Origin of the sequence: Nocardioides sp. YIM 152315 (assembly GCF_029210375.1) — a bacterium.
Lineage (GTDB): Bacteria > Actinomycetota > Actinomycetes > Propionibacteriales > Nocardioidaceae > Nocardioides.
Window position 1 is genome coordinate 1 of the sequence record NZ_JARGER010000014.1, and the last position, 21,526, is coordinate 21,526.

Consider the following 21,526-nt stretch of genomic DNA (forward strand, 5'->3'; position numbering starts at 1 on the left):
CCCGGTGCACCGGGTATTCCCGCACCAAGCCCTCCCGCAACGAAGAGGCGGCGGCCGCCCTGCTCCCCCGTTGGGCAGGGTCACCGCCGCCTCTGGTCAGACGCGGGCGGGGCGCGATCCGGACGCCGCGCTCGTCCGTCGCGCGACGAACGGTCGATCCGGTGCGACGAACGGCTACCGGGTGAGCAGCGGGTCGACGGCCACCGCCACGAAGAGCAGGGAGAGGTAGAGGTTCGAGGTGTGGAAGAGCCGCATCGGCTGGATCACCGCGAGGCTCTCGGTGTCCTTGGTGCGCCCCCACATCCGGTGCGCCTCGACCAGGAACACCGCGCCGAGCACGGCGGCCGCGACGGGATAGAAGAGGCTGGTGTCAGCGACCGGCCAGAGGGCCAGTGACGTCGCCACCATCACCCAGCTGTAGAGCACGATCTGGCGGCCGACGTCCCGGGCCGGCCGGACCACCGGGAGCATCGGGACGTCGACGTTGGCGTAGTCCTCGCGATAGCGCAGCGCAAGCGCCCAGGTGTGCGGCGGCGTCCAGAAGAAGACGACCAGGAAGAGCACGACCGGGGTCCAGGACAGCGAGCCGGTGACGGCGGTCCAGCCGATCAGCGCCGGGAAGCAGCCGGCGAGCCCGCCCCAGACGATGTTCTGGGTCGTCCGCCGCTTCAGCAGCATCGTGTAGACGAACACGTAGAACGCGTTGGCGGCCACCGACAGCAGCGCCGAGAGCGGGTTGACCCACAGCAGCAGGATCGCCGTGGACAGGACCGCCAGCACGAACCCGAAGACGAGGGCGGCGCCCGGCGACACGATGTGCCGCGGCAGCGCGCGGCGCCGCGTACGCCGCATCTGCTCGTCGATGTCGCGGTCGTAGACGCAGTTGAAGACCGACGCCGAGCCGGCGGAGAACGTGCCGCCGACCACGGTCGCGACGACGAGGCCGAGGTCGGGCACGCCCCGCGCTGCGTAGAACATCACCGGCACCGTCGTGAGGAGCAGCAGCTCGATGACGCGCGGCTTGGTGAGCCCTACGTACGCCGCGACGACGTCCTTCACGCTCGCCCGCTCGGCCGTTGACTGCCTGGCGGCAGAGGCCGAGTGGCCGACGTACGTCACGGGAGTCCTCGAGCGCGATGGTGGGCACCGGAGCGGTGCGTGGACGGATGGGAGTCTATCGCCCGACGTGAGTAGGCTCGGCATTGGCCGAACCCGCCGAAAGGAACCTTGTGAGCAAGACCTCTGCCCTCGATTGGACCGATCTCGACCAGAAGGCGGTGGACACGGTCCGCGTCCTCGCCATGGACGCGGTGCAGAAGGTCGGCAACGGCCACCCTGGCACCGCCATGAGCCTGGCCCCCGCGGCGTACCTGCTCTTCCAGAAGGTGATGCGGCACAACCCCGCCGACCCGCACTGGCCCGGTCGCGACCGCTTCGTACTGTCGGCCGGCCACTCGTCGCTCACCCTCTATCTCCAGCTCTACCTGGGTGGATGGGGCCTCGAGCTCGACGACATCAAGGCGCTGCGCACCTGGGGAAGCAAGACCCCGGGCCACCCGGAGTACGGCCACACGGCCGGCGTCGAGACCACGACCGGCCCGCTCGGCCAGGGCGTCGCGAACGCCGTCGGCATGGCGATGGCCGCCCGCAAGGAGCGCGGCCTGCTCGACCCGAACGCGGCGCCGGGCGAGTCGCCGTTCGACCACCACATCTACGCGATCTGCTCGGACGGCGACATGGAGGAGGGAGTCTCCGGCGAGGCGTCGTCGCTGGCCGGCACCCAGCAGCTGGGCAACCTGACCCTCATCTACGACGAGAACCAGATCTCCATCGAGGACGACACGAGCATCGCCCTCTCCGAGGACACCGCCGCGCGCTACGAGGCCTACGGCTGGCACGTCCAGACCGTCGACTGGACCCACGGCGGCCGCGGCTACCGGGAGGACCTGCCGGCCCTGTACGACGCACTCCGCGCCGCCGAGGCGGTCACCGACCGGCCGAGCTTCATCGTGCTCCGCACGATCATCGCCTGGCCGGCGCCGAACGCCCAGGGCACCGGCAAGGCGCACGGCTCCGCGCTCGGTGAGGCGGAGGTCAAGGCCACCAAGGAGATCCTGGGCTTCGACCCCGACCAGACCTTCGAGGTCCCGGCCGACGTCATCGAGCACACCCGCCAGGCGGTGGTCCGGGGTCAGCAGGCCCAGGAGGAGTGGAACAAGCAGTTCCACCACTGGACGACCAAGCCGTCGGCCGACGTCGCGCTCTTCGAGCGGATGCAGACCCGTCGCCTGCCCGACGGGTGGGCCGACGCCCTGCCGTCCTTCGACGCCGACCCGAAGGGCATGGCGACCCGCAAGGCCTCCGGCGCGGTCATCAACGCGCTCGCCGCGGTGATCCCCGAGCTCTGGGGCGGCTCGGCCGACCTCGCCGAGTCCAACAACACCACCATCGAGGGTGCGCTCTCCTTCATCCCGGAGGCCCGCTCGAGCAAGATGTTCGAGGGCGACCCGTACGCCGGCCGCGTCCTGCACTTCGGCATCCGCGAGCACGCGATGGGCGCGATCATGAACGGCATCGCGCTGCACGGCGGCACCCGCGTCTTCGGCGGCACGTTCCTGCAGTTCTCCGACTACATGCGGCCCGCGGTCCGGCTCGCCGCGCTGATGGGGCTGCCGGTGACCTACGTGTGGACGCACGACTCGGTCGGCCTGGGCGAGGACGGCCCGACCCACCAGCCGATCGAGCACCTCGCGGCGCTGCGCGCCATCCCGGGCCTGCACGTCGCCCGGCCGGCCGACGCCAACGAGACGGCGGCGGTCTGGAAGGCGGCGCTCGAGGACACCACCCACCCGACGGGCATCGCGCTGACCCGTCAGAACGTGCCGGTGTTCCCGCGCGGCGAGCAGGGATTCAGCGACACCAGCAACGTCCACCGTGGTGCCTACGTGCTGCAGGACACGCCGAACGGCGGCCTGCCCGACGTCGTCCTGGTCGCCACCGGCTCGGAGGTGCAGCTCGCCGTCGAGGCGCGCTCCCGCCTGGCCGACGAGGGCGTCGGCGCCCGGGTCGTGTCGATGCCGTGCCGGGAGTGGTTCGACGCGCAGGAGGAGTCCTACCGCGAGACGGTGATCCCGCCGACCGTGAAGGCACGGGTGTCGGTCGAGGCCGGCGTGGCGCAGGGCTGGCGCGAGGTGGTCGGCGACCATGGCCGGATCATCTCGATCGAGACCTACGGCGCCTCCGCCGACTACGCGCGCATCTTCCAGGAGTACGGCGTGACGGCCGAAGCGGTCGTCGCGGCGGCCCACGACTCGATCGCCGCGGCCACCAGCTAGCCGCGTCCGGTCCCCCGACATCTGCGATCCAGAGAGGAAGAACTGATGAGTGACCGCCTGCAGGCCCTGTCGGACGCGGGGGTGTCGATCTGGCTCGACGACCTCTCGCGCGAACGCATCGAGACCGGCAACCTCGCCGGGCTCGTCGACGAGAAGTCGGTCGTCGGCGTGACCAGCAACCCCACGATCTTCGCGGCCGCGATCGCCAACGGCGAGCGATACGACGAGCAGGTCGCCCAGCTCGTCGACAAGGGCGAGCCCGTCGACCGCGTGATCTTCGAGCTCACCACCGAAGACATCCGCAACGCGTGCGACATCCTTCGGCCGGTGGCCGAGCGGACCGCCGCCGACGGTCGGGTCTCGATCGAGGTCGAGCCCGCCCTGGCCAACGACACCGAGGGCACCATCGCCTCGGCGCGCGCGCTGTGGGGGGCGGTCGACCGACCCAACGCGTTCATCAAGATCCCGGCCACCAAGGAGGGCCTGCCCGCGATCACGGCCGCGACCGCCGAGGGCATCAGCGTCAACGTCACGCTGATCTTCGGCATCGAGCGCTACCGCGAGGTCATGGACGCCTACCTGTCCGGGCTCGAGGCCGCCCGCGACGCCGGTCTCGACCTCGGCCGCATCCAGTCCGTGGCGTCGTTCTTCGTCTCTCGCGTCGACACCGAGGTCGACGCGCGCCTCGACGGGATCGGCACCGACGACGCGCTGGCGCTGCGCGGCAAGGCCGCCGTCGCCAACGCGCGACTGGCGTACGCCGCCTTCCAGAACGTGATCGCCTCCGACCGGTGGAAGGTCCTGGCCGAGGCCGGCGCCAACCCCCAGCGTCCGCTGTGGGCGTCCACCGGCGTGAAGAACCCCGACTACCCGGACACCCTCTACGTCACCGACCTGGTCGTGGCAGACACCGTCAACACGATGCCGGAGAAGACCCTCGACGCCTTCGCCGACCACGGCGAGGTCACCGGCGACCAGGTGACGGGCAGGGGCGACGCCGCGCAGTCGATCTTCGACCAGCTGACCGCCGCCGGCATCGACTTCCAGGACGTGCTCCTCGTGCTCGAGACCGAGGGCGTCGACAAGTTCAAGAAGTCCTGGGACGAGCTGGTCGACACCGTCAAGGCGCAGATGGACAAGGCCGCCGCGAGATGACGGACTCCACCCCACCGGTGGATCCGACGACGACGCAGGCCTGGTCGCGCCTGGCGACCATCGCCTCGGACTTCGAGCCCGACCTGCGCCGGTGGTTCGCCGACGACCCCGGCCGGGTCGGGCGGCTCACCTTCTCGGCGGCCGACCTGCACGTCGACCTCTCGAAGGGGCTCGTCGACGACGACATCCTCTCGGCGCTGCTGGCCCTGGCCGACGAGGTCGGCGTCGCCGACCGACGCGACGCGATGCTCCGCGGCGACCACGTCAACGTCACCGAGGACCGAGCCGTCCTGCACACGGCGCTGCGCCTCCCTGCCGACGCGTCCCTCGAGGTGGACGGCCAGGACGTCGTCGACGACGTCCACGAGGTGCTCGAGCGGGTCTACGCGTTCGCCGACGAGGTCCGGTCGGGCGCCTGGACCGGAGTCACCGGCGAGCGGATCCGCACCGTGGTCAACATCGGCATCGGCGGCTCCGACCTCGGGCCGGTGATGGCCTACGAGGCGCTCGCGCCGTACCGCGCACTGCCGGAGGGAGGGCAGGGCCCCGAGTGCCGCTTCATCAGCAACATCGACCCGACCGACGCGGCGACCACGCTGGCCGGACTCGATCCCGCGACGACGCTCTTCATCGTGTCCAGCAAGACCTTCGGGACCCTGGAGACGCTCACCAACGCGCGGCTCTGCAAGGCGTGGCTCCTCGACGGCCTCGGCGCCCGCGACGAGTCGCTCGACGAGAAGGACGCGGTCGCCAGGCACTTCGTCGCCGTCTCCACCGCGCTCGGCAGGGTCGCCGACTTCGGGATCGACCCCGAGAACGCCTTCGGCTTCTGGGACTGGGTCGGCGGCCGCTACTCCGTCGACTCGGCGATCGGCACCTCCCTCGTGATCGCGATCGGCCCTGAGCGATTCCGCGACTTCCTCGCCGGCTTCCACGCCATGGACGAGCACTTCCGCACCGCGGACCTCGCCGAGAACGTGCCGCTGCTGATGGGGCTGCTCAACGTCTGGTACACGAACTTCCTCGGCGCCCAGACCCATGCGGTCCTGCCCTACGCACAGCTCCTGCACCGGTTCCCGGCGTACCTCCAGCAGCTCACCATGGAGTCCAACGGCAAGGGTGTGCGCTGGGACGGCTCGGCGGTCACCACCGACACCGGCGAGGTGTTCTGGGGCGAGCCCGGCACCAACGGGCAACACGCGTTCTACCAGCTGATCCACCAGGGCACCCGGCTGATCCCCGCCGACTTCATCGCGTTCGCCAACCCGGCGTACCCGCTGCAGGATGCCCAGGACGGGCGGAGCCAGGACGTCCACGAGCTCTTCCTCGCGAACTTCTTCGCCCAGACCCGGGCGCTCGCCTTCGGCAAGACCGCGGACGAGGTGCGCGCCCAGGAGCCAGCAGGGGGGACTCCGGAGGAGATCGTGCCCGCGCGCGTCTTCTCCGGCAACCGGCCGACGACCTCGATCATGGCGCCCGAGCTCTCGCCGAGCGTGCTGGGCCAGCTCGTCGCGCTCTACGAGCACATCACCTTCACCCAGGGCGCCGTCTGGGGCATCGACTCCTTCGACCAGTGGGGCGTCGAGCTCGGCAAGCAGCTCGCCCAGCAGGTCAGTCCGGCGGTCGCCGGTGACGCCGAGGTCGCGGCGACCCAGGACGCCTCCACGCAGGCGCTGATCGACTACTACCGGAGGCACCGTCGGTGAGCGCGAAGGAGATCGGCAACCCGCTGCGTGACCCGCGCGACCGGCGGATGCCCCGGATCGCCGGGCCCTGCGGGATGGTGCTCTTCGGCGTCACCGGCGACCTGTCCCGCAAGAAGATCATGCCGGCGATCTACGACCTGGCGAACCGGGGCCTGCTGCCGCCGGGGTTCAGCCTGACCGGCTTCGCCCGGCGCGACTGGGCCGACCAGGACTTCGCCCAGATCGTCCACGACTCCGTGAAGGCCCACGCGCGCACGGAGTTCCGTGAGGAGGTCTGGCAGCAGCTCGCCGAGGGCTTCCGGTTCGTGCCCGGCAACTTCGACGACGACCTCGCCTTCGACCGCCTGCGCCGCACGATCGAGGAGCTCGACGAGCTGCGGGGCACCGGCGGCAACCACGCCTTCTACCTCGCGATCCCGCCCGGCTTCTTCGGCGACGTCGTCGGCCAGCTCAACGAGCACGGGCTGGCGCGGCCGCGCACCGAGTCGTGGCGCCGGGTGGTGATCGAGAAGCCGTTCGGCCACGACCTGCAGTCGGCGCGCGAGCTCCAGGACATCCTGGGCGACGTCTTCCCGAGCGACTCGATCTTCCGCATCGACCACTACCTCGGCAAGGAGACCGTGCAGAACATCCTCGCGATGCGGTTCGCGAACGAGATGTTCGAGCCGATCTGGAACTCCAACTACGTCGACCACGTGCAGATCACGATGGCCGAGGACATCGGCATCGGCGGCCGCGCCGGCTACTACGACGGCATCGGCGCCGCCCGGGACGTCATCCAGAACCACCTCCTCCAGCTGCTCAGCCTGGTCGCGATGGAGGAGCCGACCTCCTTCGACGCAAGGGCGCTGCGCATCGAGAAGCAGAAGGTGCTCTCCAGCGTCACCCTCCCCCGCCGCCTCGACCTGACCACGGCACGCGGACAGTACGCCGCGGGCTGGGCCGGCGGCGTCAAGGTGCCCGGATTCCTGGAGGAGGAGGGCATCAAGCGCACGTCGACCACCGAGACGTACGCCGCGGTGACCCTCAACGTCGAGACCCGACGCTGGGCGGGCGTCCCGTTCTACCTGCGCACCGGCAAGCGGCTGGGCCGACGCGTCACCGAGGTCGCGATCGTCTTCAAGCGGGCACCGCACCTGCCGTTCGCCGACGCGTCCACCGAGGAGCTGGGACAGAACGCGCTGGTCATCCGGATCCAGCCCGACGAGGGCGTCACGCTGCGGTTCGGCTCCAAGGTGCCGGGCACGCAGATGGAGATCCGCGACGTCAACATGGACTTCGTCTACGGTGGCGCGTTCACCGAGTCGTCCCCGGAGGCCTACGAGCGGCTGATCCTCGACGTGCTGCTCGGCGACCCGCCGCTCTTCCCCCGGCACGAGGAGGTCGAGCTGTCCTGGCAGATCCTCGATCCGGTCCTCGAGTTCTGGGCGCGGCAGGACGAGAAGGGCAAGGCGAAGCCGGAGCACTACGAGTCCGGCACCTGGGGCCCCGCGTCGGCCGACGCGATGCTGGCCCGCGACGGCCGGGTGTGGAGGCGACCGTAGAGATGATCGAGCTGATCGACACCAACTCCGCAGAGATCGCCGCCGAGCTCCAGCGCGCCCGGGTGCGCGCCGGCAGCCCCGCGATGGGGATGGTGATGACCCTGGTCATCGTCGTCGAGGCCGACGACGCCGAGGGGGCGATGCGTGCGGCCCGGGCGGCGTCCCACGAGCATCCCGCCCGGGTCCTCGGGGTGATCCTCGGTGACGCCCGCGGGGCGGCGGAGATCGGTGCGCAGGTCGGCACCGGGTCCGGCTGGACCGGTGAGACGGCGCTGATCCGGCTCAAGGGCGAGGTCGTGAAGCACCCGGAGTCCGTCGTGCTGCCGCTGCTCCTGCCGGACTCCCCCGTCGCCGTCTGGTGGCCCAACCATCCCCCGGCGGACCCCGCCAACGACCCGCTGGGGCGGCTGGCGCAACGTCGGATCACCGACGCCGCGGCCGCCGCCCGCGGCAAGACGAAGGCCATGCAGCAGCAGTGCCGGACCTACACGGTCGGCAACACCGACCTGGCGTGGACCCGGATCACCCCGTGGCGCGCGCTGCTCGCGGCGGCGCTCGACCAGCAGCCGCTGCGGGTCACCCGGGCGTCCGTGACGGCCGAGCGCATCAGCCCCAGCGCCGACCTGCTGGCGGCGTGGCTGGCCGACCGGCTCAAGGTCGACGTCGAGCGGATGAGCTCCTCCGGGCCCGGCATCACCGAGGTCGTGCTCGAGACCCGGGAGGGCCCGATCCGGATCGCGCGGGCGGACGGCAAGCTCGCGACGTTCTCCTCCCCCGGCCGACCGGACCGGCCGGTCGCCCTCAAGAGGCGCGACCTCCCCGAGCTGCTGGCCGAGGAGCTGCGGCGCCTGGACGAGGACGACGTCTACGCCGAGACCACGCGACGACTGCTGAAGATGGAGACCGCGAAGTGACCAACGAACCCCGCGTCGAGGTGCACGAGGGCTCCGCCGAGCTGGCGACCGCCGTCGCCGGCGAGCTGCTCAGCCGGCTCGCCGACGCCCAGGCGGCGGGTGGCGTCCCGCAGATCGCGCTCACCGGCGGCACGATCGCCGAGGACGTCCATCGGGAGATCGCGCGCCTCACGCCCGGCTCGGAGGTCGACTGGACCCGGGTCGTGATCTGGTGGGGCGACGAGCGCTTCGTGGCCCCCGACTCCCCGGACCGCAACAGCGGCCAGGCGCGGGCCGCGTTCCTCGACGCCGTCGGCGCGACCCAGGCCCACGAGATGCCGTCGACGGCCGACGCCGCGGACGTCGACGCCGGCGCCGCGGCGTACGCCGAGAGGCTGCGCCAGCACGGCAGCGGAGAGTTCGACGTCGTCATGCTCGGCATCGGTCCGGACGGCCACATCGCCTCGCTCTTCCCGGGCTTCCCGCAGCTCGACGCCGACGGGGTCGCGGTCGGGGTCACCGGGTCGCCCAAGCCGCCGCCGGAGCGGGTCAGCCTGACGTTTCCGGCGCTCAACCGGGCCCGGTCGGTGTGGTTCCTCGTCAGCGGCGGCGGCAAGGCGGCCGCCGTCGCGTCGGCGCTCGGCGGCGCCGACCTCCACGAGACACCCGCCGCCGGAGTCTCCGGGCGCGAAGAGACGATCTGGTTCCTGGACCGGGACGCCGCCTCCGCGCTGTAGCCGACCGCGGTCTTCCGCAACGGTCTGAACACGACCCGGCTGTGACCCTTGACACACCGGTTCGTAACTGCTTGGTTCACTTCTCATGAACCACCTGAATGAATCATTCATGGGTTCGGTGGCCGAGTGATCGGCCGCTCCCGGGACCTGCTGCACGAGACCACGACGAGGCTCGATCGCCTCGCCTCGCTCGCCGACGCCGGCGGGCTCGACGACGCCGTCGACATGATCACGAAGTCGCTCGACGCCGGGGGCATCGTCCAGGCCTTCGGGACCGGCCACTCCCAGGCGTTCGCCATGGAGATCGCGGGCCGCGCGGGCGGGTTGATCCCGACCACCAGCATCGCGCTGCGCGACGTCGTGTTCCTCGGCGACCGGGACCCGTCGATCCTCTCTGGCGCGGCGACCCTCGAGCGGGACCCGGCCATCGTCGACGACCTCTGGCGCACGATCCGGCCGCACCCCGAGGACGTGTTCGTGATCGCGTCCAACTCCGGTGTCAACGGCTCCATCGTCGGCATCGCGCTGCAGGCGAAGGAGCACGGGCACGGCGTCATCGCCGTCACCAGCCTCGAGCACACCGCCCGGGTCGAGCCCAAGCACCCGAGCGGTCGGCGCCTGAGCGAGGTCGCCGACGTCGTGATCGACAACCTGGCGCCGTACGGCGACACCACCCTCACGCTCGACGGCGCCACCGGCGTCGGGGCCGTCTCCTCGATGACGACGGCGTTCATCGCCCAGCTCCTCACGATCGGCGTGGCCGAGCGGATCGCTGCCGCCGGCTCGGTCCCACCCATCTACCTATCGGCGAACATCCCCGGAGGCGACGACCACAACCATCAGCTCGAGGGCCAGTACGGCGACCGGCTGCGACGCCGCGCCTGAGGCACGACCACGGAAAGGTTGCAGTGCATGAACATCCAACAGAGGACCGTCGGCCGGCGCACCTTCATGCGCGGTGCACTGGCCGCGGCGGCCGTCGCCCCGCTGGGCGGCGCACTCGTCGCCTGTGCGGGTAGCGGCAGCGACGACGACAACGACAACGACGGCGGCACCAAGAGCGCCGACAACCCGTTCGGGATGGCGGAGAACGCCAACGTCGACGCGGTCATCTTCGACGGCGGCTACGGCACCGACTACGTCGCCTTCGCCGCCGCGCTGATGGAGAAGAACTTCGCCGGCTCGACGGTCAAGGTCTCGGCGACCACGGAGATCGCCCAGGAGCTGCAGCCGCGCTTCGTCGGTGGCGACCCGCCGGACCTGATCGACAACTCCGGCGAGAACTCGATCGGCTTCGCCACGATCCTCGACCAGCTCGAGGACCTCACGGAGGTCCTCGACGCCGACAACCTCGAGGGCACGCCGATCCGCGACACGCTCTTCGGTGGGGTCGAGGCGCCGGGCACCTTCGGCGACAAGTTCGCCGCGCTCAACTACGTCCTAACCGTGTACGCCGTCTGGTACTCCGCCAGCCTGTTCAAGGAGAACGGCTGGGAGCCGCCGACGACGTGGGACGAGGCGATCGACCTCGGCGGCAAGGCGAAGGCGAAGGACAAGTACCTCTTCCTGTGGGGCAAGGAGGCGGCGACATACTACCAGACCCTCGCGATCGGCTCCGCGATCAAGGAGGGCGGCGACGAGGTGCGCCTCGCCCTCGAGAACCTCGAGGAGGGGTGCTGGTCGCTGTCCGCCGTGCAGGACGTCTTCACGGCGATGGGCGAGATCGTCTCGGCCGGCTACGTGAAGCCCGGCGGCGCCGGCACCCAGTTCACGGCCGCGCAGGCGCAGTGGAGCAACAACCAGGACGCCCTGCTCTACCCGTCGGGCTCCTGGATCGAGAACGAGATGAAGGACCAGACGAAGGCCGGGTTCGAGATGACCGGCTTCCCGGAGATGGTCGTCAGCTCGAGCTCCGCGATGCCGTACACCGCCATGCACAGCGCGGCCGGCGAGCCGTTCGTCATCCCGTCCCAGGGCAAGAACGTGCCCGGCGGCAAGGAGCTGCTGCGCACGATGCTCTCCAAGGAGGCGGCGACCAACTTCGCCAAGACGAAGCTCGCGCCGACGATCATCAAGGACACCGTCCCCGCGGACGGGTTCGGGTCCACGGCCCTGGTGTCGCAGAGCAAGATGCTCACCGACGCCGGATCCGACGTCTTCACCTGGAAGTTCGTCGACTTCTACGGCACGAACGTCGACCAGCTGGTCGTCTGGAACAGCTTCCTCGCCGGCAACGCGAGCGTCTCGGAGTTGACCTCCAGGCTCCAGGAGATCACGGACAAGATCCGCGAGGACGACTCGATCAAGAAGGTCGAGGTCACGTGACCGAAACCGCCGTGGCGTCGGCCACCACGGAGGCCAGGAGGCGACGGCCGCGCCGCAGTGCGCGGCGGCCGCTGACGTTCGACCGGGTGAGCTTCTTCCTGGTCTTCCTCGGGCTGCCCCTGGCGCTCTTCCTGGTCTTCGTGGTGTGGCCGTTCGTGCAGGCGTTCTACTACTCGATGACCGACTGGTCCGGGTTCACGCCGGACATGAACTTCGTCGGACTCGACAACTACCGGCGGCTGCTCGACGACGACATCTTCATGACCGCGCTGCGCAACAACGTCGTGCTGGCGCTCGTCGTACCCCTCGTGACCATCGTGCTCAGCTTCGCGCTGGCCACCATGGTCACCGTCGGCGGCTCCTCCCACGGAGCGGCCCGTGGGTTGCGGAACTCCAGCTTCTACCGGGTGATCTCGTTCTTCCCGTACACGATCCCGGCCATCGCCATCGGTCTGATCTGGGCACAGATGTACGACCCGTCCAACGGCCTTCTCAACGGCGTGCTCACCGGCCTCGGCTTCGAGCGGTTCGAGTCCTTCCCGTGGCTCGGCGACACCCGCACCGCGATGCCGGCCTCGATCTTCGTGATCATCTGGGGCTTCGTGGGCTTCTACATGGTGCTGTTCATCGCCGCGATCAAGGGCATCCCGGCGGAGTACTACGACGCCGCCCGGATCGACGGCGCCGGCCGGCTGCGCATCGCGTGGTCGATCACGATCCCGCTCGTGCGCGAGACCGTGCAGACCGCGTACATCTACCTCGGCATCCTGGCTCTCGACGCCTTCGTCTACATGGCGGCGCTCAACCCCGGCGGGGGGCCGGACAACGCGACGCTGGTCATGCCGCAACGCCTGCTCGACGCCGCCTTCACCAAGGGCCAGTTCGGGCTGGCCAGCGCGATGGGCGTCGTCATGGCGATCGCCACCCTGCTCTTCGCAGCGATCGTCTTCGCGGTCAACCGCCTGACCGGGGGCCACGAGAGGGTGACACGACGATGACCACCGACGTCACCGAGACCACCCACCCGACGATCGCGGACGGCGACTCCCCCGAGCACGTGCCCGCCGGCGACCGGGTCGTGGCGACCGTCTCCCACGTCGTGCTCGCGTTCTGGTCGCTGCTCGTCCTCGCACCGCTGCTCTGGACCCTCCTGTCGTCGTTCAAGACGAGCAGCGAGATCTTCGCGTCGCCGTTCAAGCTGCCCGCGGACTGGAACTTCGACAACTACGTCTCGGCGTGGACCGCGCAGGACATCGGCCGCTACTTCCTCAACACCGTCATCGTCGTCGGCTGCGCCCTCACCATCGTGATGATCCTCGGCTCCATGTGCGCCTACGTGCTGGCCCGCTACTCGTTCTGGGGAAGCAGGTTCATCTACTACCTGATGCTCGCGGGACTGACCTTCCCGATCTTCATGGCGATCGTGCCGCTCTTCTTCGTGCTGAAGAACATCGGGCTGCTCAACACGCTGCCCGGCCTGATCATCACCTACGTCGCCTTCGCGCTCCCGTTCACGGTCTTCTTCCTCTACCCGTTCTTCAAGGCCCTGCCCGACGAGATCGCCGAGGCGGCCGAGGTCGACGGGGCGGGCGAGTGGCGGAAGTTCTTCCAGGTCATGCTGCCGATGGCGAAGCCCGCGATGGCATCGGTCGCGATCTTCAACTTCCTCGGCCTCTGGAACCAGTTCCTCCTGCCGGTCGCGCTGAACACCAAGCGGGACAACTACGTCCTGTCCCAGGGGCTCGCGTACTTCGCGTCGCAGGCGGGCTACAACGTCGACTACGGCCGGCTGTTCGCGGCGGTGGTCATCACGGTCGTGCCCGTGCTGGTCGTGTACGCGATCTTCCAGCGCCAGCTCCAGGGCTCCGTCACGCAGGGCTCCTCGAAGTGACGCGCGCTCCGGGCCCCACGAAGCCCGTGTCCGACCACGCCGACCTCGTCGACCGGATCCACACCGTGGCGCCGCGGCTGACCGGCGCCCTGCGGGAGGTCGCGGACACGGTCCTCGCCGACCCGGCCGGCGCCGCCCGGATGTCCGCGGCCGCGCTGGCCGCTCGCGCGGGCGTGTCGCAGGCGTCGGTCACGCGCTTCGCCCAGTCGATCGGGCTCGCCAGCCACGCAGCCCTCCGTCTCGCGCTCGCCGAGCAGGTCGGCCGCTCCACGGCGCGTGGCTTCCCGACGGACGTCGGGCTGCAGATCGGCCTCGACGACGACGTCCGTCACGTCGTGACCGTGGTCGCGAACGCCGACATCCGCGCGATCACGCAGACCGTCAACCAGCTCGACCCCACCGCCCTGGACCGGTCCAGCCAGTCGATCGCCGCGGCTCGACGCGTCGACATCTACGGCATCGGCAGCTCGGCGAGCGTCGCGCAGGAGCTCGAGACACGGCTCTTCCGGATCGGCGTGCACGTGCGCGCGTGGACCGAGGTGCACGACGCGCTGACCTCCGCCGCGCTGCTGACGGCCGACGACGTCGCGATCGCGATCTCCCACTCGGGCGCGACCTCGGAGGTCGTCGAGCCGTTCCGGCTCGCCGGCGACCGCGGCGCCCGGACGGTGGGCATCACCGGCGACCCGCGCTCCGCGGTCGCCGCGGCCTCGCGCGAGGTGCTGACGACGGCCGCGCTGGAGACGTCGTACCGCAACGGGAGCCTCGCCGCGCGACACTCGCAGCTGATGGTCGCCGACTGCCTCTACATCCGCGTCGGCCAGCTCACGCCGGACCGGGCGGCCCACTCGATGACGCTCACCGAGCACATCTCCCCGTCGCACGCCGTGACCGCACGCCGCGGTCGCGGTCGTTAGGGCCTCGCTCCCAATTCATGGCCTGCTGCGCGCCGCCCAGCACGCACTCTCGCTGCGTTGCCGTCGCTCGAAAGACGTTCGGTATGCCTTCGCTCCGGCGCCTTGCGAGAGCACGCGCCGGACGACGCTCGCGACGGCCCCAATTGGGAGCCACACCCTAGGCGTCCTGCGGCCGCAGGCTCGCCAGGGACTCGCCGATCCGGGCGAACACGGCGGCGTCGACGTCGACCCCGCCGTGTCGGAGGACCAGCGCGGCGCCGCCCGCGACGCCGTCGACCACCCTCGCGACGGACCCTGCACCACCACGACGGCGGAAGGAGTCCTCGACGCGGGCGGCGACCACGCGCTGGTGGAGCAGGACGCTCCCACCGAGGACGAGGGGGCCGGCGACCCGGTCGTCGACGACGGTGTCGAGCGTGTGGACGAGGGCCGCGGTGGCTCCGTCGACGATGGCAGCAGCGACCTCATCGTCGACCGTGAAGGCCAGCGGAGCCAGCCGGGAGAGCTCCACGGGCCGCAGGTCGTAGACGACGTCGACCATCCGGTGGAGCGCGGAGCGACCCGAGCCGTCGGGATCGACGCCGAGCTGCGCCAGGACCAGCGCGGTGAGTGCCGTGGCCGGGCCGCGTCCGTCGAGGTCGGCGGCCGCGGCGCGCGCGACGCGGTGACCGATCCAGAACCCAGACCCGTCGTCGCCGAGGAGCCAGCCCATCCCGTCGGACACGGCGTCGACGCGCCCGGCCCGGACCCGGATCGCCGCCGCGCCCGTGCCCGCGACCAGGACGTAGCCGTCCGCGGCCCACGAACCGGTGTGGAACATCGCCAGGATGTCGGACTCCATGGCGACCGGGGCCTGCACGCCGGCGGCCGCGAGCCCCTCGCCGATGACGGCGTCCTCGGCGTCGGGCCCCAGGGAGCGGGAGCCCGCCATCGCGACCACCACTCCCCCGATCGACGCCGGCGTCACTTCGGCCGTCGAGAGCGCTCGTCGTACGGCGTCCGCGAGCGCGACGACCACGCGGTCCGGACCCGAGGAGCGGGGGTTGCCGCCACCGGCCACGCCCAGCCCGACACATCGACCGCTCGGCTCGACGACGACCGCTCGCGTCGACGAGCCGCCCGCGTCGACAGCGAGGAACATCGGCGTCGTGCGCTAGAAGATGATGTCGCCGGACTTGCGCCGCGAGCGCAGCAGCTCGAGGGCCTCGTCGAGGATGTCCTCGGCCTCCTTGTCGGAGCGCCGCTCCTTCACGTAGGCGAGGTGGGTCTTGTAGGGCTCGATCTTCGGCGCGGGAGGCGGGTTGTCCGAGTCGAGGCTCGCCGGCAGCCCGCACTTCGGGCAGTCCCACGACTCGGGCACCTGGGCCTCGGTCGAGAACGGCACCACCGAGCGGTGCTCGCGGGCGCAGAAGTAGGTTACCGTCTGTCGCGGAGCGGCGTCGCCGCGCTCCGCCTCTCCCATCGGCCCGGCCCCCACCCGGCTACCGCGAATAGCGTTTCCTCCACCAGCCACGGATGTATCCCTTTCGAGTGCTTCGAGACCGCTCTGAACCTGAGTGTCAGTACGCCAGCAACAGCCCGAGGGCAACGACGCAGGCGAACCAGATGATGCCGGTGCCGACCGTCAGTCGGTCGAGGTTGCGCTCGGCGATCGACGACCCACCCAGCGAGCTCGAGACGCCACCGCCGAACATGTCCGAGAGGCCGCCGCCACGACCCTTGTGGAGCAGCACCAGCAGGATCAGGATGCCGCTGGTCAGCATGAGCACGATGGTGAAGATCAATTCCACGATCGCTTAGCCTACGTCAGGTCGGCCGGGATCACAGGACCGGCATGTCGTAGTAGCGGCAGATGCCCCCGAACTCGTCGGCCTGGAGGCTGGCGCCACCCACCAGGCAGCCGTCGACGTCGGACTGGGCCATGATGCCGGCGACGTTCGACGCCTTCACCGAGCCGCCGTAGAGGATGCGTACGCCGTCGGCGGCGGCATCGCCGTGGACCTCGCGGATCCGGGCCCGGATCTCGGAGCACACCTCCTGCGCGTCCTCGGGGGTCGCGACCTCACCGGTGCCGATCGCCCAGACCGGCTCGTAGGCGACGACCAGCCCGGCGGCCTGCTCGGCCGAGAAGCCGGCGAGCGAGCCGTCGACCTGGGCGACGCAGTGGCCGACGTGCTCGGCGGCCTGTCGGACCTCGAGGCCCTCGCCGACGCAGACGATCGGCGTCATCCCGGCGCCCAGGGCCCGGTGGGCCTTGGCGTTGACGACCCCGTCGGACTCGTGGTGGTACTCACGTCGCTCGCTGTGGCCGACGACGACGTACGAGCAGCCGAGCTTCGCCAGCATGGCCGCCGAGATCTCGCCGGTGTAGGCGCCTGCGTCGTGGACCGAGACGTCCTGCGCGGCGTACCGGATCTGCAGGCGGTCGCCGTCGACGAGCGTCTGCACGGACCGCAGATCCGTGAACGGCGGCACCACCACGACCTCGACGCGACTGAAGTCGTGCTTCTTGTCCGCCAGCGTCACCGCCAGCTTCTGCACCAGGACGATCGCCTCCTGGTGGTTGAGGTTCATCTTCCAGTTCCCCGCCATCAGCGGGGTGCGAGCGTGTGCCATCAGTCCTCCAGGACCTGGATGCCGGGCAGCTCCTTGCCCTCGAGGTACTCGAGGCTGGCGCCGCCGCCGGTCGAGATGTGACCGAACGCCGCTTCGTCGAAGCCGAGCGTGCGGACCGCGGCGGCCGAGTCGCCACCGCCGACGACCGACAGGCCGTCGACCTTCGTGAGCGCCTCGGCGACCGCGCGGGTGCCGTCGGCGAACGCGTCGACCTCGAAGACGCCCATCGGGCCGTTCCAGAAGACCGTGCGCGCGTCGGCGAGCGCCGCCGCGAACGCGCGGGCCGACTCGGGACCGATGTCGAGGCCCAGGGCGTCGGCGGGGATCTCGGCCGCCGGCACCACGCGGGGCTCCGGGGTGCGGTCGGCCGAGGGGAACTCGGTGTCGACGACGATGTCGGTCGGCAGCACGAACTCCACGCCGGACTCGCCGGCCCGGTCGAGGTAGCGGCGGCAGGTGTCGAGCTGGTCGTCCTCGAGGAGGCTCTTGCCCACCTCGTGACCCTGCGCCGCCAGGAACGTGAACACCATGCCGCCGCCGATGAGCAGCCGGTCGGCCTTGCCGAGCAGGTTGTCGATCACACCGAGCTTGTCGGAGACCTTCGACCCGCCCAGGACCACGACGTACGGGCGCTCCGGGGATTCGGTGAGCCGGCGCAGCACGTCGATCTCGGTCGAGACCAGCTGGCCCATCGCGTGCGGCAGCCGCTGCGCGACGTCGTAGACGGACGCCTGCTTGCGGTGCACGACACCGAAGCCGTCGGAGACGAACGCGTCCGCGAGGTCAGCGAGCTGGTCGGCGAACGCGCCACGCTCCGCGTCGTCCTTGCTGGTCTCCCCCGGGTTGAAGCGGACGTTCTCCAGCAGGGCGACCTGGCCGTCGGCCAGCCCCGCCACGGTCTCCCGGGCGCTGTCGCCGACCGTGTCGGTCGCGAACCCGACCTCCCGGCCGAGCAGCTCGCCGAGCCGGGCGGCCACCGGGCGGAGCGAGTACCGCTCCTCCGGTGCGCCCTTCGGCCGGCCCAGGTGGGCAGTCACGACCACCCGGGCTCCGGCGTCGGCCAGCTCCCGGATGGTCGGCACGCTCGCGCGGACGCGGCCGTCGTCGGTGATGCGGCTCTGCCCGTCCTCCTGGCGATCGAGCGGCACGTTGAGGTCCGAGCGGACCAGGACCCGCTTCCCCTGGACGTCGCCGAGGGTGGAGTACGAACCCACGGTCAGAGGGTCTCGCCGACGTAGGCGATCAGGTCCGCGAGGCGGTTGGAGTAGCCCCACTCGTTGTCGTACCAGCCGAGCACCTTGACCTGGTTGCCGATGACCTTGGTCAGCGGCGCGTCGAAGATGCAGGAGGCCGGGTCGGTGACGATGTCGGTCGACACGAGCGGGTCGGTCGAGTAGCGGAGGAACTTGCCGTCCGCGGCCGCCTTCACGATCTCGTTGACCTCCTCGACCGAGGTCTCGCGGGAGGCCTCGAACGAGAGGTCGGTCGCCGAGCCGGTCGGCACCGGGACGCGGAGCGCGTAGCCGTCCAGCTTGCCCTTGAGCTCGGGCAGCACCAGGCCGATGGCCTTCGCGGCGCCGGTCGAGGTCGGCACGATGTTGAGCGCGGCGGCGCGGGCGCGACGCAGGTCCTTGTGGATGTTGTCCTGCAGGTTCTGGTCGGCGGTGTAGGCGTGGATCGTCGTCATCAGACCACGGTTGATGCCCAGCCCGTCGTTGAGCGCCTTCGCCATCGGAGCGAGGCAGTTGGTCGTGCACGACGCGTTGGAGATCACCGTGTGCGCGGCCGCGTCGTACTCGGTGTGGTTGACGCCCATCACGACCGTGACGTCCTCGTTCTTCGCGGGCGCCGAGATGATGACCTTCTTGGCGCCGCCGTTGTCGACGTGCGCGCGGGCCTTCGTGGCGTCGGTGAAGAAGCCGGTCGACTCGACCACCACGTCGACACCGAGGTCGGCCCACTTGAGGTTGGCGGGGTCGCGCTCCGCAAAGGTCTTCACGATCTGGTCGCCGACGCGGATCTCGTCCTCGGTGGCGGTCACGTCCGCGTCGAGCTTGCCGAGGATCGAGTCGAACTTCAGCAGCGGTGCGAGCGCGGTGTTGTCGGTGAGGTCGTTGACGGCGACGACCTCGATGTCGAGCCCGGAGGCCCGGACGGCGCGGAAGAAGTTGCGGCCGATCCGGCCGAACCCGTTGATACCTACTCGAACGGTCACTGCGAGCTCCTGCTTCTCGATCTCACGACTGCTTGGGGGACGTCACGACCCTATCGTTAGGGCGGCCGAGACCCATGCCCCGCCCGGCGTACGCGACCGCGACTCGACTTCGACGCGCCTCAGGCATCCTCGACCAGCATGTCCGGGGTCAGCGACGCCTCGGTGTCCGGGATGCCGAGCTCCTCGGCGCGCTTGTCGGCCATCGCCAGCAGCCGACGGATCCGGCCGGCGATGGCGTCCTTGGTGAGCACGGGGTCGTGGAGCTGGCCGAGCTCCTCCAGCGACGCCTGCTTGTGCTCGAGACGGAGCTCACCTGCCATGCGCAGGTGGTCGGGCACGTCCTCTCCGAGGATCTCCATCGCCCGGCCGACGCGCGCACCCGCGGCCACCGCGGCCCGGGCCGAACGGCGCAGGTTGGCGTCGTCGAAGTTCGCGAGCCGGTTCGCCGTGGCACGCACCTCGCGGCGCATCCGGCGCTCCTCCCAGGCCATCAGCGACTCGTGCGCGCCGAGGCGGGTGAGCAGCTGACCGATGGCGTCGCCGTCGCGGATCACGACGCGGTCGACGCCTCGGACCTCGCGCGCCTTGGCGTGGATGCCCAGCCGACGCGCGACGCCGACGAGCGCCAGCGCGGCCTCGGGGCCGGGGCAGGTGACCTCCAGCGCCGAGGAGCGGCCCGGCTCGGTCAGCGAGCCGTGCGCGAGGAAGGCGCCCCGCCACGCGGCGACCGCGTCGCAGCCGCCGCCGGAGACGACGGCCGGGGGCAGGCCGCGCACCGGACGGCCCCGCTGGTCGAGCAGGCCGGTCTGGCGCGCGAGCGCCTCGCCGTCCTTGACGACGCGCACGATGTAGCGGCTGCCCTTGCGGATGCCGTTGCCCTGCACCATGACGACGTCGGACTGGTGGCCGTAGACCTCCGCGATGTTGGTGCGCAGCCGACGGGCGGCGGCGCCGGTGTCGAACTCCGCCTCGACGACGATCCGGCCGCTCACGATGTGGAGGCCGCCGGCGAACCGGAGCATCGAGGCCACCTCGGCCTTGCGGCAGCAGGTCTTGGTCACCTGGGTGCTCGACAGCTCCGCCTTCACCTGTGCCGTCATCGCCATGATGCCGATCCTGCCACGCGCGTCAACGATCCTCGGAGCCAGCCCAGAGCCAGCCCAGAGCCAGCCCGGCACCGGCGGGCACCGGTCGGACGGTCAGCCGGCGGCCATGATCTCGGCGTACGCCGCGGCCAGCCGCTGCGGGTCGTGGTGCTGGCTGTCGCCCGCCGTGGCGACGTCGGCGAGGTGCAGGCGCGCGCCGTACGACGCGACCGCCTCCTCCAGGTCGGCGAGACCGTCCCCGACGCAGGCGCGGTCGGCGAGCACGGTGTGCACGCGCAGGTCGGGTGCGTGCTCCATGAGAGCTGCGAGATGGTCGCGGGGGCCGAACCCGAAGGTCTCCCCCACCTCGTCCACGAGGTTGAGCACCACGACGACGCGGGCGTCGGTGCCGACCAGCGCCGTACGCAGTGCCGGGACCATGACGTGGGGCATCACCGACGTGAACCACGACCCGGGCCCAAGCACCACCCAGTCGGCCTCGGTGACCGCCACCAGCGCCTCCGGGCACGGGCGAGGATCGGGCGGGTCGAGGGCGATCGAGACGATCTGTCCCTGGGTGGTGGCGACCTCCACCTGCCCACGCACCGTCGTGAGCGAAGCGGGAGCACCGGCGTCGACCCCGCGCACCGCGGCCGTGATGTCGAGCGGGTCCAGGGCCATCGGCAGGACGCGTCCGGACGTGCCGAGCAGCCGGCCGACCCAGTCGAGCGCCGCCACCGGGTCGCCGAGCTGCTCCCAGAGGCCGACGATCAGCAGGTTGCCGATCACGTGACCGTTCATCTCGCCATGGCCGGCGAACCGGTGCTGCAGCACCCGGGCCCAGGTGTCACCCCACTGGTGCTCACCGCACAGGGCGGCCAGCGCCATCCGCAGGTCGCCCGGCGGGAGGACGCCGAACTCGGAGCGGAGCCGACCCGACGAGCCGCCGTTGTCGGCGACCGTCACGACGGCCGTGAGATCGTCGACCACCAGGTCGGCGACCAGCAGGCGCAGGGCCTGCAGGGAGGCAGCGAGCCCGTGCCCGCCACCGAACGCGACGACGGACTGGGCTCGGTCGACCGGTGCCGGCGCCCGAGTGCTCACCCG

Annotated in this window: 20 protein-coding genes; 11 read left to right on the top strand and 9 right to left on the bottom strand. The window is 70.8% G+C overall.

What is annotated here, in order from left to right:
- Window positions 1-174: 174 nt before the first annotated feature.
- Window positions 175-1,119, bottom strand: coding sequence for a heme o synthase (locus tag PZ894_RS03695; RefSeq protein ID WP_275742599.1), 945 nt, complete (start codon window positions 1,117-1,119; stop codon window positions 175-177).
- Between the two features lie 182 nt (window positions 1,120-1,301).
- Here PZ894_RS03695 and tkt point away from each other — a divergent pair, with 182 nt between their 5' ends.
- The 11 genes from tkt to PZ894_RS03750 all read left to right on the top strand — a co-directional run bounded on the left by tkt (window position 1,302) and on the right by PZ894_RS03750 (window position 14,503).
- Entirely contained in the window at window positions 1,302-3,335 is a 2,034-nt protein-coding gene (tkt, locus tag PZ894_RS03700) for a transketolase (RefSeq protein ID WP_275742649.1), read from the top strand.
- A 45-nt stretch (window positions 3,336-3,380) separates the two neighbouring features.
- On the top strand, window positions 3,381-4,490 hold the full coding sequence (gene tal, locus PZ894_RS03705; RefSeq protein WP_275742601.1) for a transaldolase: 1,110 nt from the start codon (window positions 3,381-3,383) through the stop codon (window positions 4,488-4,490).
- A complete protein-coding gene (gene pgi, locus PZ894_RS03710) occupies window positions 4,487-6,196 on the top strand; it encodes a glucose-6-phosphate isomerase (RefSeq protein ID WP_275742603.1) in 1,710 nt (569 codons plus the stop codon). The genes tal and pgi overlap by 4 nt, the downstream gene beginning before the upstream one ends.
- 47 nt (window positions 6,197-6,243) lie before the next feature.
- Window positions 6,244-7,740, top strand: a complete 1,497-nt coding sequence (gene zwf / locus PZ894_RS03715) for a glucose-6-phosphate dehydrogenase (RefSeq protein ID WP_275742651.1) — start codon at window positions 6,244-6,246, stop codon at window positions 7,738-7,740.
- 2 nt (window positions 7,741-7,742) lie between these two features.
- Entirely contained in the window at window positions 7,743-8,654 is a 912-nt protein-coding gene (locus tag PZ894_RS03720) for a glucose-6-phosphate dehydrogenase assembly protein OpcA (protein WP_275742605.1), read from the top strand.
- On the top strand, window positions 8,651-9,370 hold the full coding sequence (pgl, locus tag PZ894_RS03725) for a 6-phosphogluconolactonase (protein ID WP_275742607.1): 720 nt from the start codon (window positions 8,651-8,653) through the stop codon (window positions 9,368-9,370). Before PZ894_RS03720 ends, pgl begins: the two co-directional genes overlap by 4 nt.
- 126 nt (window positions 9,371-9,496) lie before the next feature.
- Entirely contained in the window at window positions 9,497-10,255 is a 759-nt protein-coding gene (locus PZ894_RS03730) for an SIS domain-containing protein (RefSeq protein ID WP_275742609.1), read from the top strand.
- Window positions 10,256-10,282: 27 nt separating this feature from the next.
- Window positions 10,283-11,695 (top strand): N-acetylglucosamine/diacetylchitobiose ABC transporter substrate-binding protein, encoded by a 1,413-nt coding sequence (gene ngcE, locus PZ894_RS03735; RefSeq protein WP_275742611.1) that lies wholly within the window; start codon window positions 10,283-10,285, stop codon window positions 11,693-11,695.
- Window positions 11,692-12,693, top strand: a complete 1,002-nt coding sequence (locus PZ894_RS03740; RefSeq protein ID WP_275742613.1) for a sugar ABC transporter permease — start codon at window positions 11,692-11,694, stop codon at window positions 12,691-12,693. The genes ngcE and PZ894_RS03740 overlap by 4 nt, the downstream gene beginning before the upstream one ends.
- Window positions 12,690-13,586: a carbohydrate ABC transporter permease gene (locus tag PZ894_RS03745; RefSeq protein ID WP_275742615.1), complete on the top strand. Its 897-nt coding sequence runs from the start codon at window positions 12,690-12,692 to the stop codon at window positions 13,584-13,586. The genes PZ894_RS03740 and PZ894_RS03745 overlap by 4 nt, the downstream gene beginning before the upstream one ends.
- A 26-nt stretch (window positions 13,587-13,612) precedes the next feature.
- Entirely contained in the window at window positions 13,613-14,503 is an 891-nt protein-coding gene (locus PZ894_RS03750; protein WP_275742617.1) for a MurR/RpiR family transcriptional regulator, read from the top strand.
- Between the two features lie 157 nt (window positions 14,504-14,660).
- Here PZ894_RS03750 and PZ894_RS03755 read toward each other — a convergent pair whose 3' ends face one another.
- From PZ894_RS03755 to yvcK, 8 genes are all read right to left on the bottom strand, one after another.
- Window positions 14,661-15,644, bottom strand: coding sequence for a BadF/BadG/BcrA/BcrD ATPase family protein (locus PZ894_RS03755; RefSeq protein WP_275742619.1), 984 nt, complete (start codon window positions 15,642-15,644; stop codon window positions 14,661-14,663).
- 12 nt (window positions 15,645-15,656) lie between these two features.
- The gene (locus tag PZ894_RS03760) at window positions 15,657-16,016 is read right to left on the bottom strand and encodes an RNA polymerase-binding protein RbpA (RefSeq protein WP_275742621.1); all 360 of its coding nucleotides are present in this window, start codon (window positions 16,014-16,016) and stop codon (window positions 15,657-15,659) included.
- Between the two features lie 46 nt (window positions 16,017-16,062).
- Window positions 16,063-16,293: a preprotein translocase subunit SecG gene (secG, locus tag PZ894_RS03765; protein ID WP_275742623.1), complete on the bottom strand. Its 231-nt coding sequence runs from the start codon at window positions 16,291-16,293 to the stop codon at window positions 16,063-16,065.
- Window positions 16,294-16,324: 31 nt separating this feature from the next.
- Window positions 16,325-17,119: a triose-phosphate isomerase gene (gene tpiA / locus PZ894_RS03770; RefSeq protein ID WP_275742625.1), complete on the bottom strand. Its 795-nt coding sequence runs from the start codon at window positions 17,117-17,119 to the stop codon at window positions 16,325-16,327.
- On the bottom strand, window positions 17,119-18,333 hold the full coding sequence (locus tag PZ894_RS03775; protein ID WP_275742626.1) for a phosphoglycerate kinase: 1,215 nt from the start codon (window positions 18,331-18,333) through the stop codon (window positions 17,119-17,121). Before PZ894_RS03775 ends, tpiA begins: the two co-directional genes overlap by 1 nt.
- A gap of 2 nt (window positions 18,334-18,335) precedes the next feature.
- Window positions 18,336-19,334: a type I glyceraldehyde-3-phosphate dehydrogenase gene (gene gap / locus PZ894_RS03780; RefSeq protein WP_275742628.1), complete on the bottom strand. Its 999-nt coding sequence runs from the start codon at window positions 19,332-19,334 to the stop codon at window positions 18,336-18,338.
- A gap of 119 nt (window positions 19,335-19,453) precedes the next feature.
- A complete protein-coding gene (gene whiA, locus PZ894_RS03785) occupies window positions 19,454-20,440 on the bottom strand; it encodes a DNA-binding protein WhiA (protein ID WP_275742630.1) in 987 nt (328 codons plus the stop codon).
- 93 nt (window positions 20,441-20,533) lie between these two features.
- A complete protein-coding gene (gene yvcK, locus PZ894_RS03790; RefSeq protein ID WP_275742632.1) occupies window positions 20,534-21,523 on the bottom strand; it encodes a uridine diphosphate-N-acetylglucosamine-binding protein YvcK in 990 nt (329 codons plus the stop codon).
- Window positions 21,524-21,526 lie beyond the last annotated feature (3 nt).

Excerpts from the sequence above, each read along its gene's own strand:
- tkt (WP_275742649.1), top strand. The coding sequence starts at position 1,302 with ATGGACGCGGTGCAGAAGGTCGGCAACGGCCACCCTGGCACCGCCATG.
- tal (WP_275742601.1), top strand. The coding sequence starts at position 3,381 with ATGAGTGACCGCCTGCAGGCCCTGTCGGACGCGGGGGTGTCGATCTGG.
- pgi (WP_275742603.1), top strand. The coding sequence starts at position 4,487 with ATGACGGACTCCACCCCACCGGTGGATCCGACGACGACGCAGGCCTGG.
- zwf (WP_275742651.1), top strand. The coding sequence starts at position 6,244 with ATGCCCCGGATCGCCGGGCCCTGCGGGATGGTGCTCTTCGGCGTCACC.
- PZ894_RS03720 (WP_275742605.1), top strand. The coding sequence starts at position 7,743 with ATGATCGAGCTGATCGACACCAACTCCGCAGAGATCGCCGCCGAGCTC.
- ngcE (WP_275742611.1), top strand. The coding sequence starts at position 10,283 with ATGAACATCCAACAGAGGACCGTCGGCCGGCGCACCTTCATGCGCGGT.
- PZ894_RS03745 (WP_275742615.1), top strand. The coding sequence starts at position 12,690 with ATGACCACCGACGTCACCGAGACCACCCACCCGACGATCGCGGACGGC.
- PZ894_RS03755 (WP_275742619.1), bottom strand. The coding sequence starts at position 15,644 with ATGTTCCTCGCTGTCGACGCGGGCGGCTCGTCGACGCGAGCGGTCGTC.
- tpiA (WP_275742625.1), bottom strand. The coding sequence starts at position 17,119 with ATGGCACACGCTCGCACCCCGCTGATGGCGGGGAACTGGAAGATGAAC.
- whiA (WP_275742630.1), bottom strand. The coding sequence starts at position 20,440 with ATGGCGATGACGGCACAGGTGAAGGCGGAGCTGTCGAGCACCCAGGTG.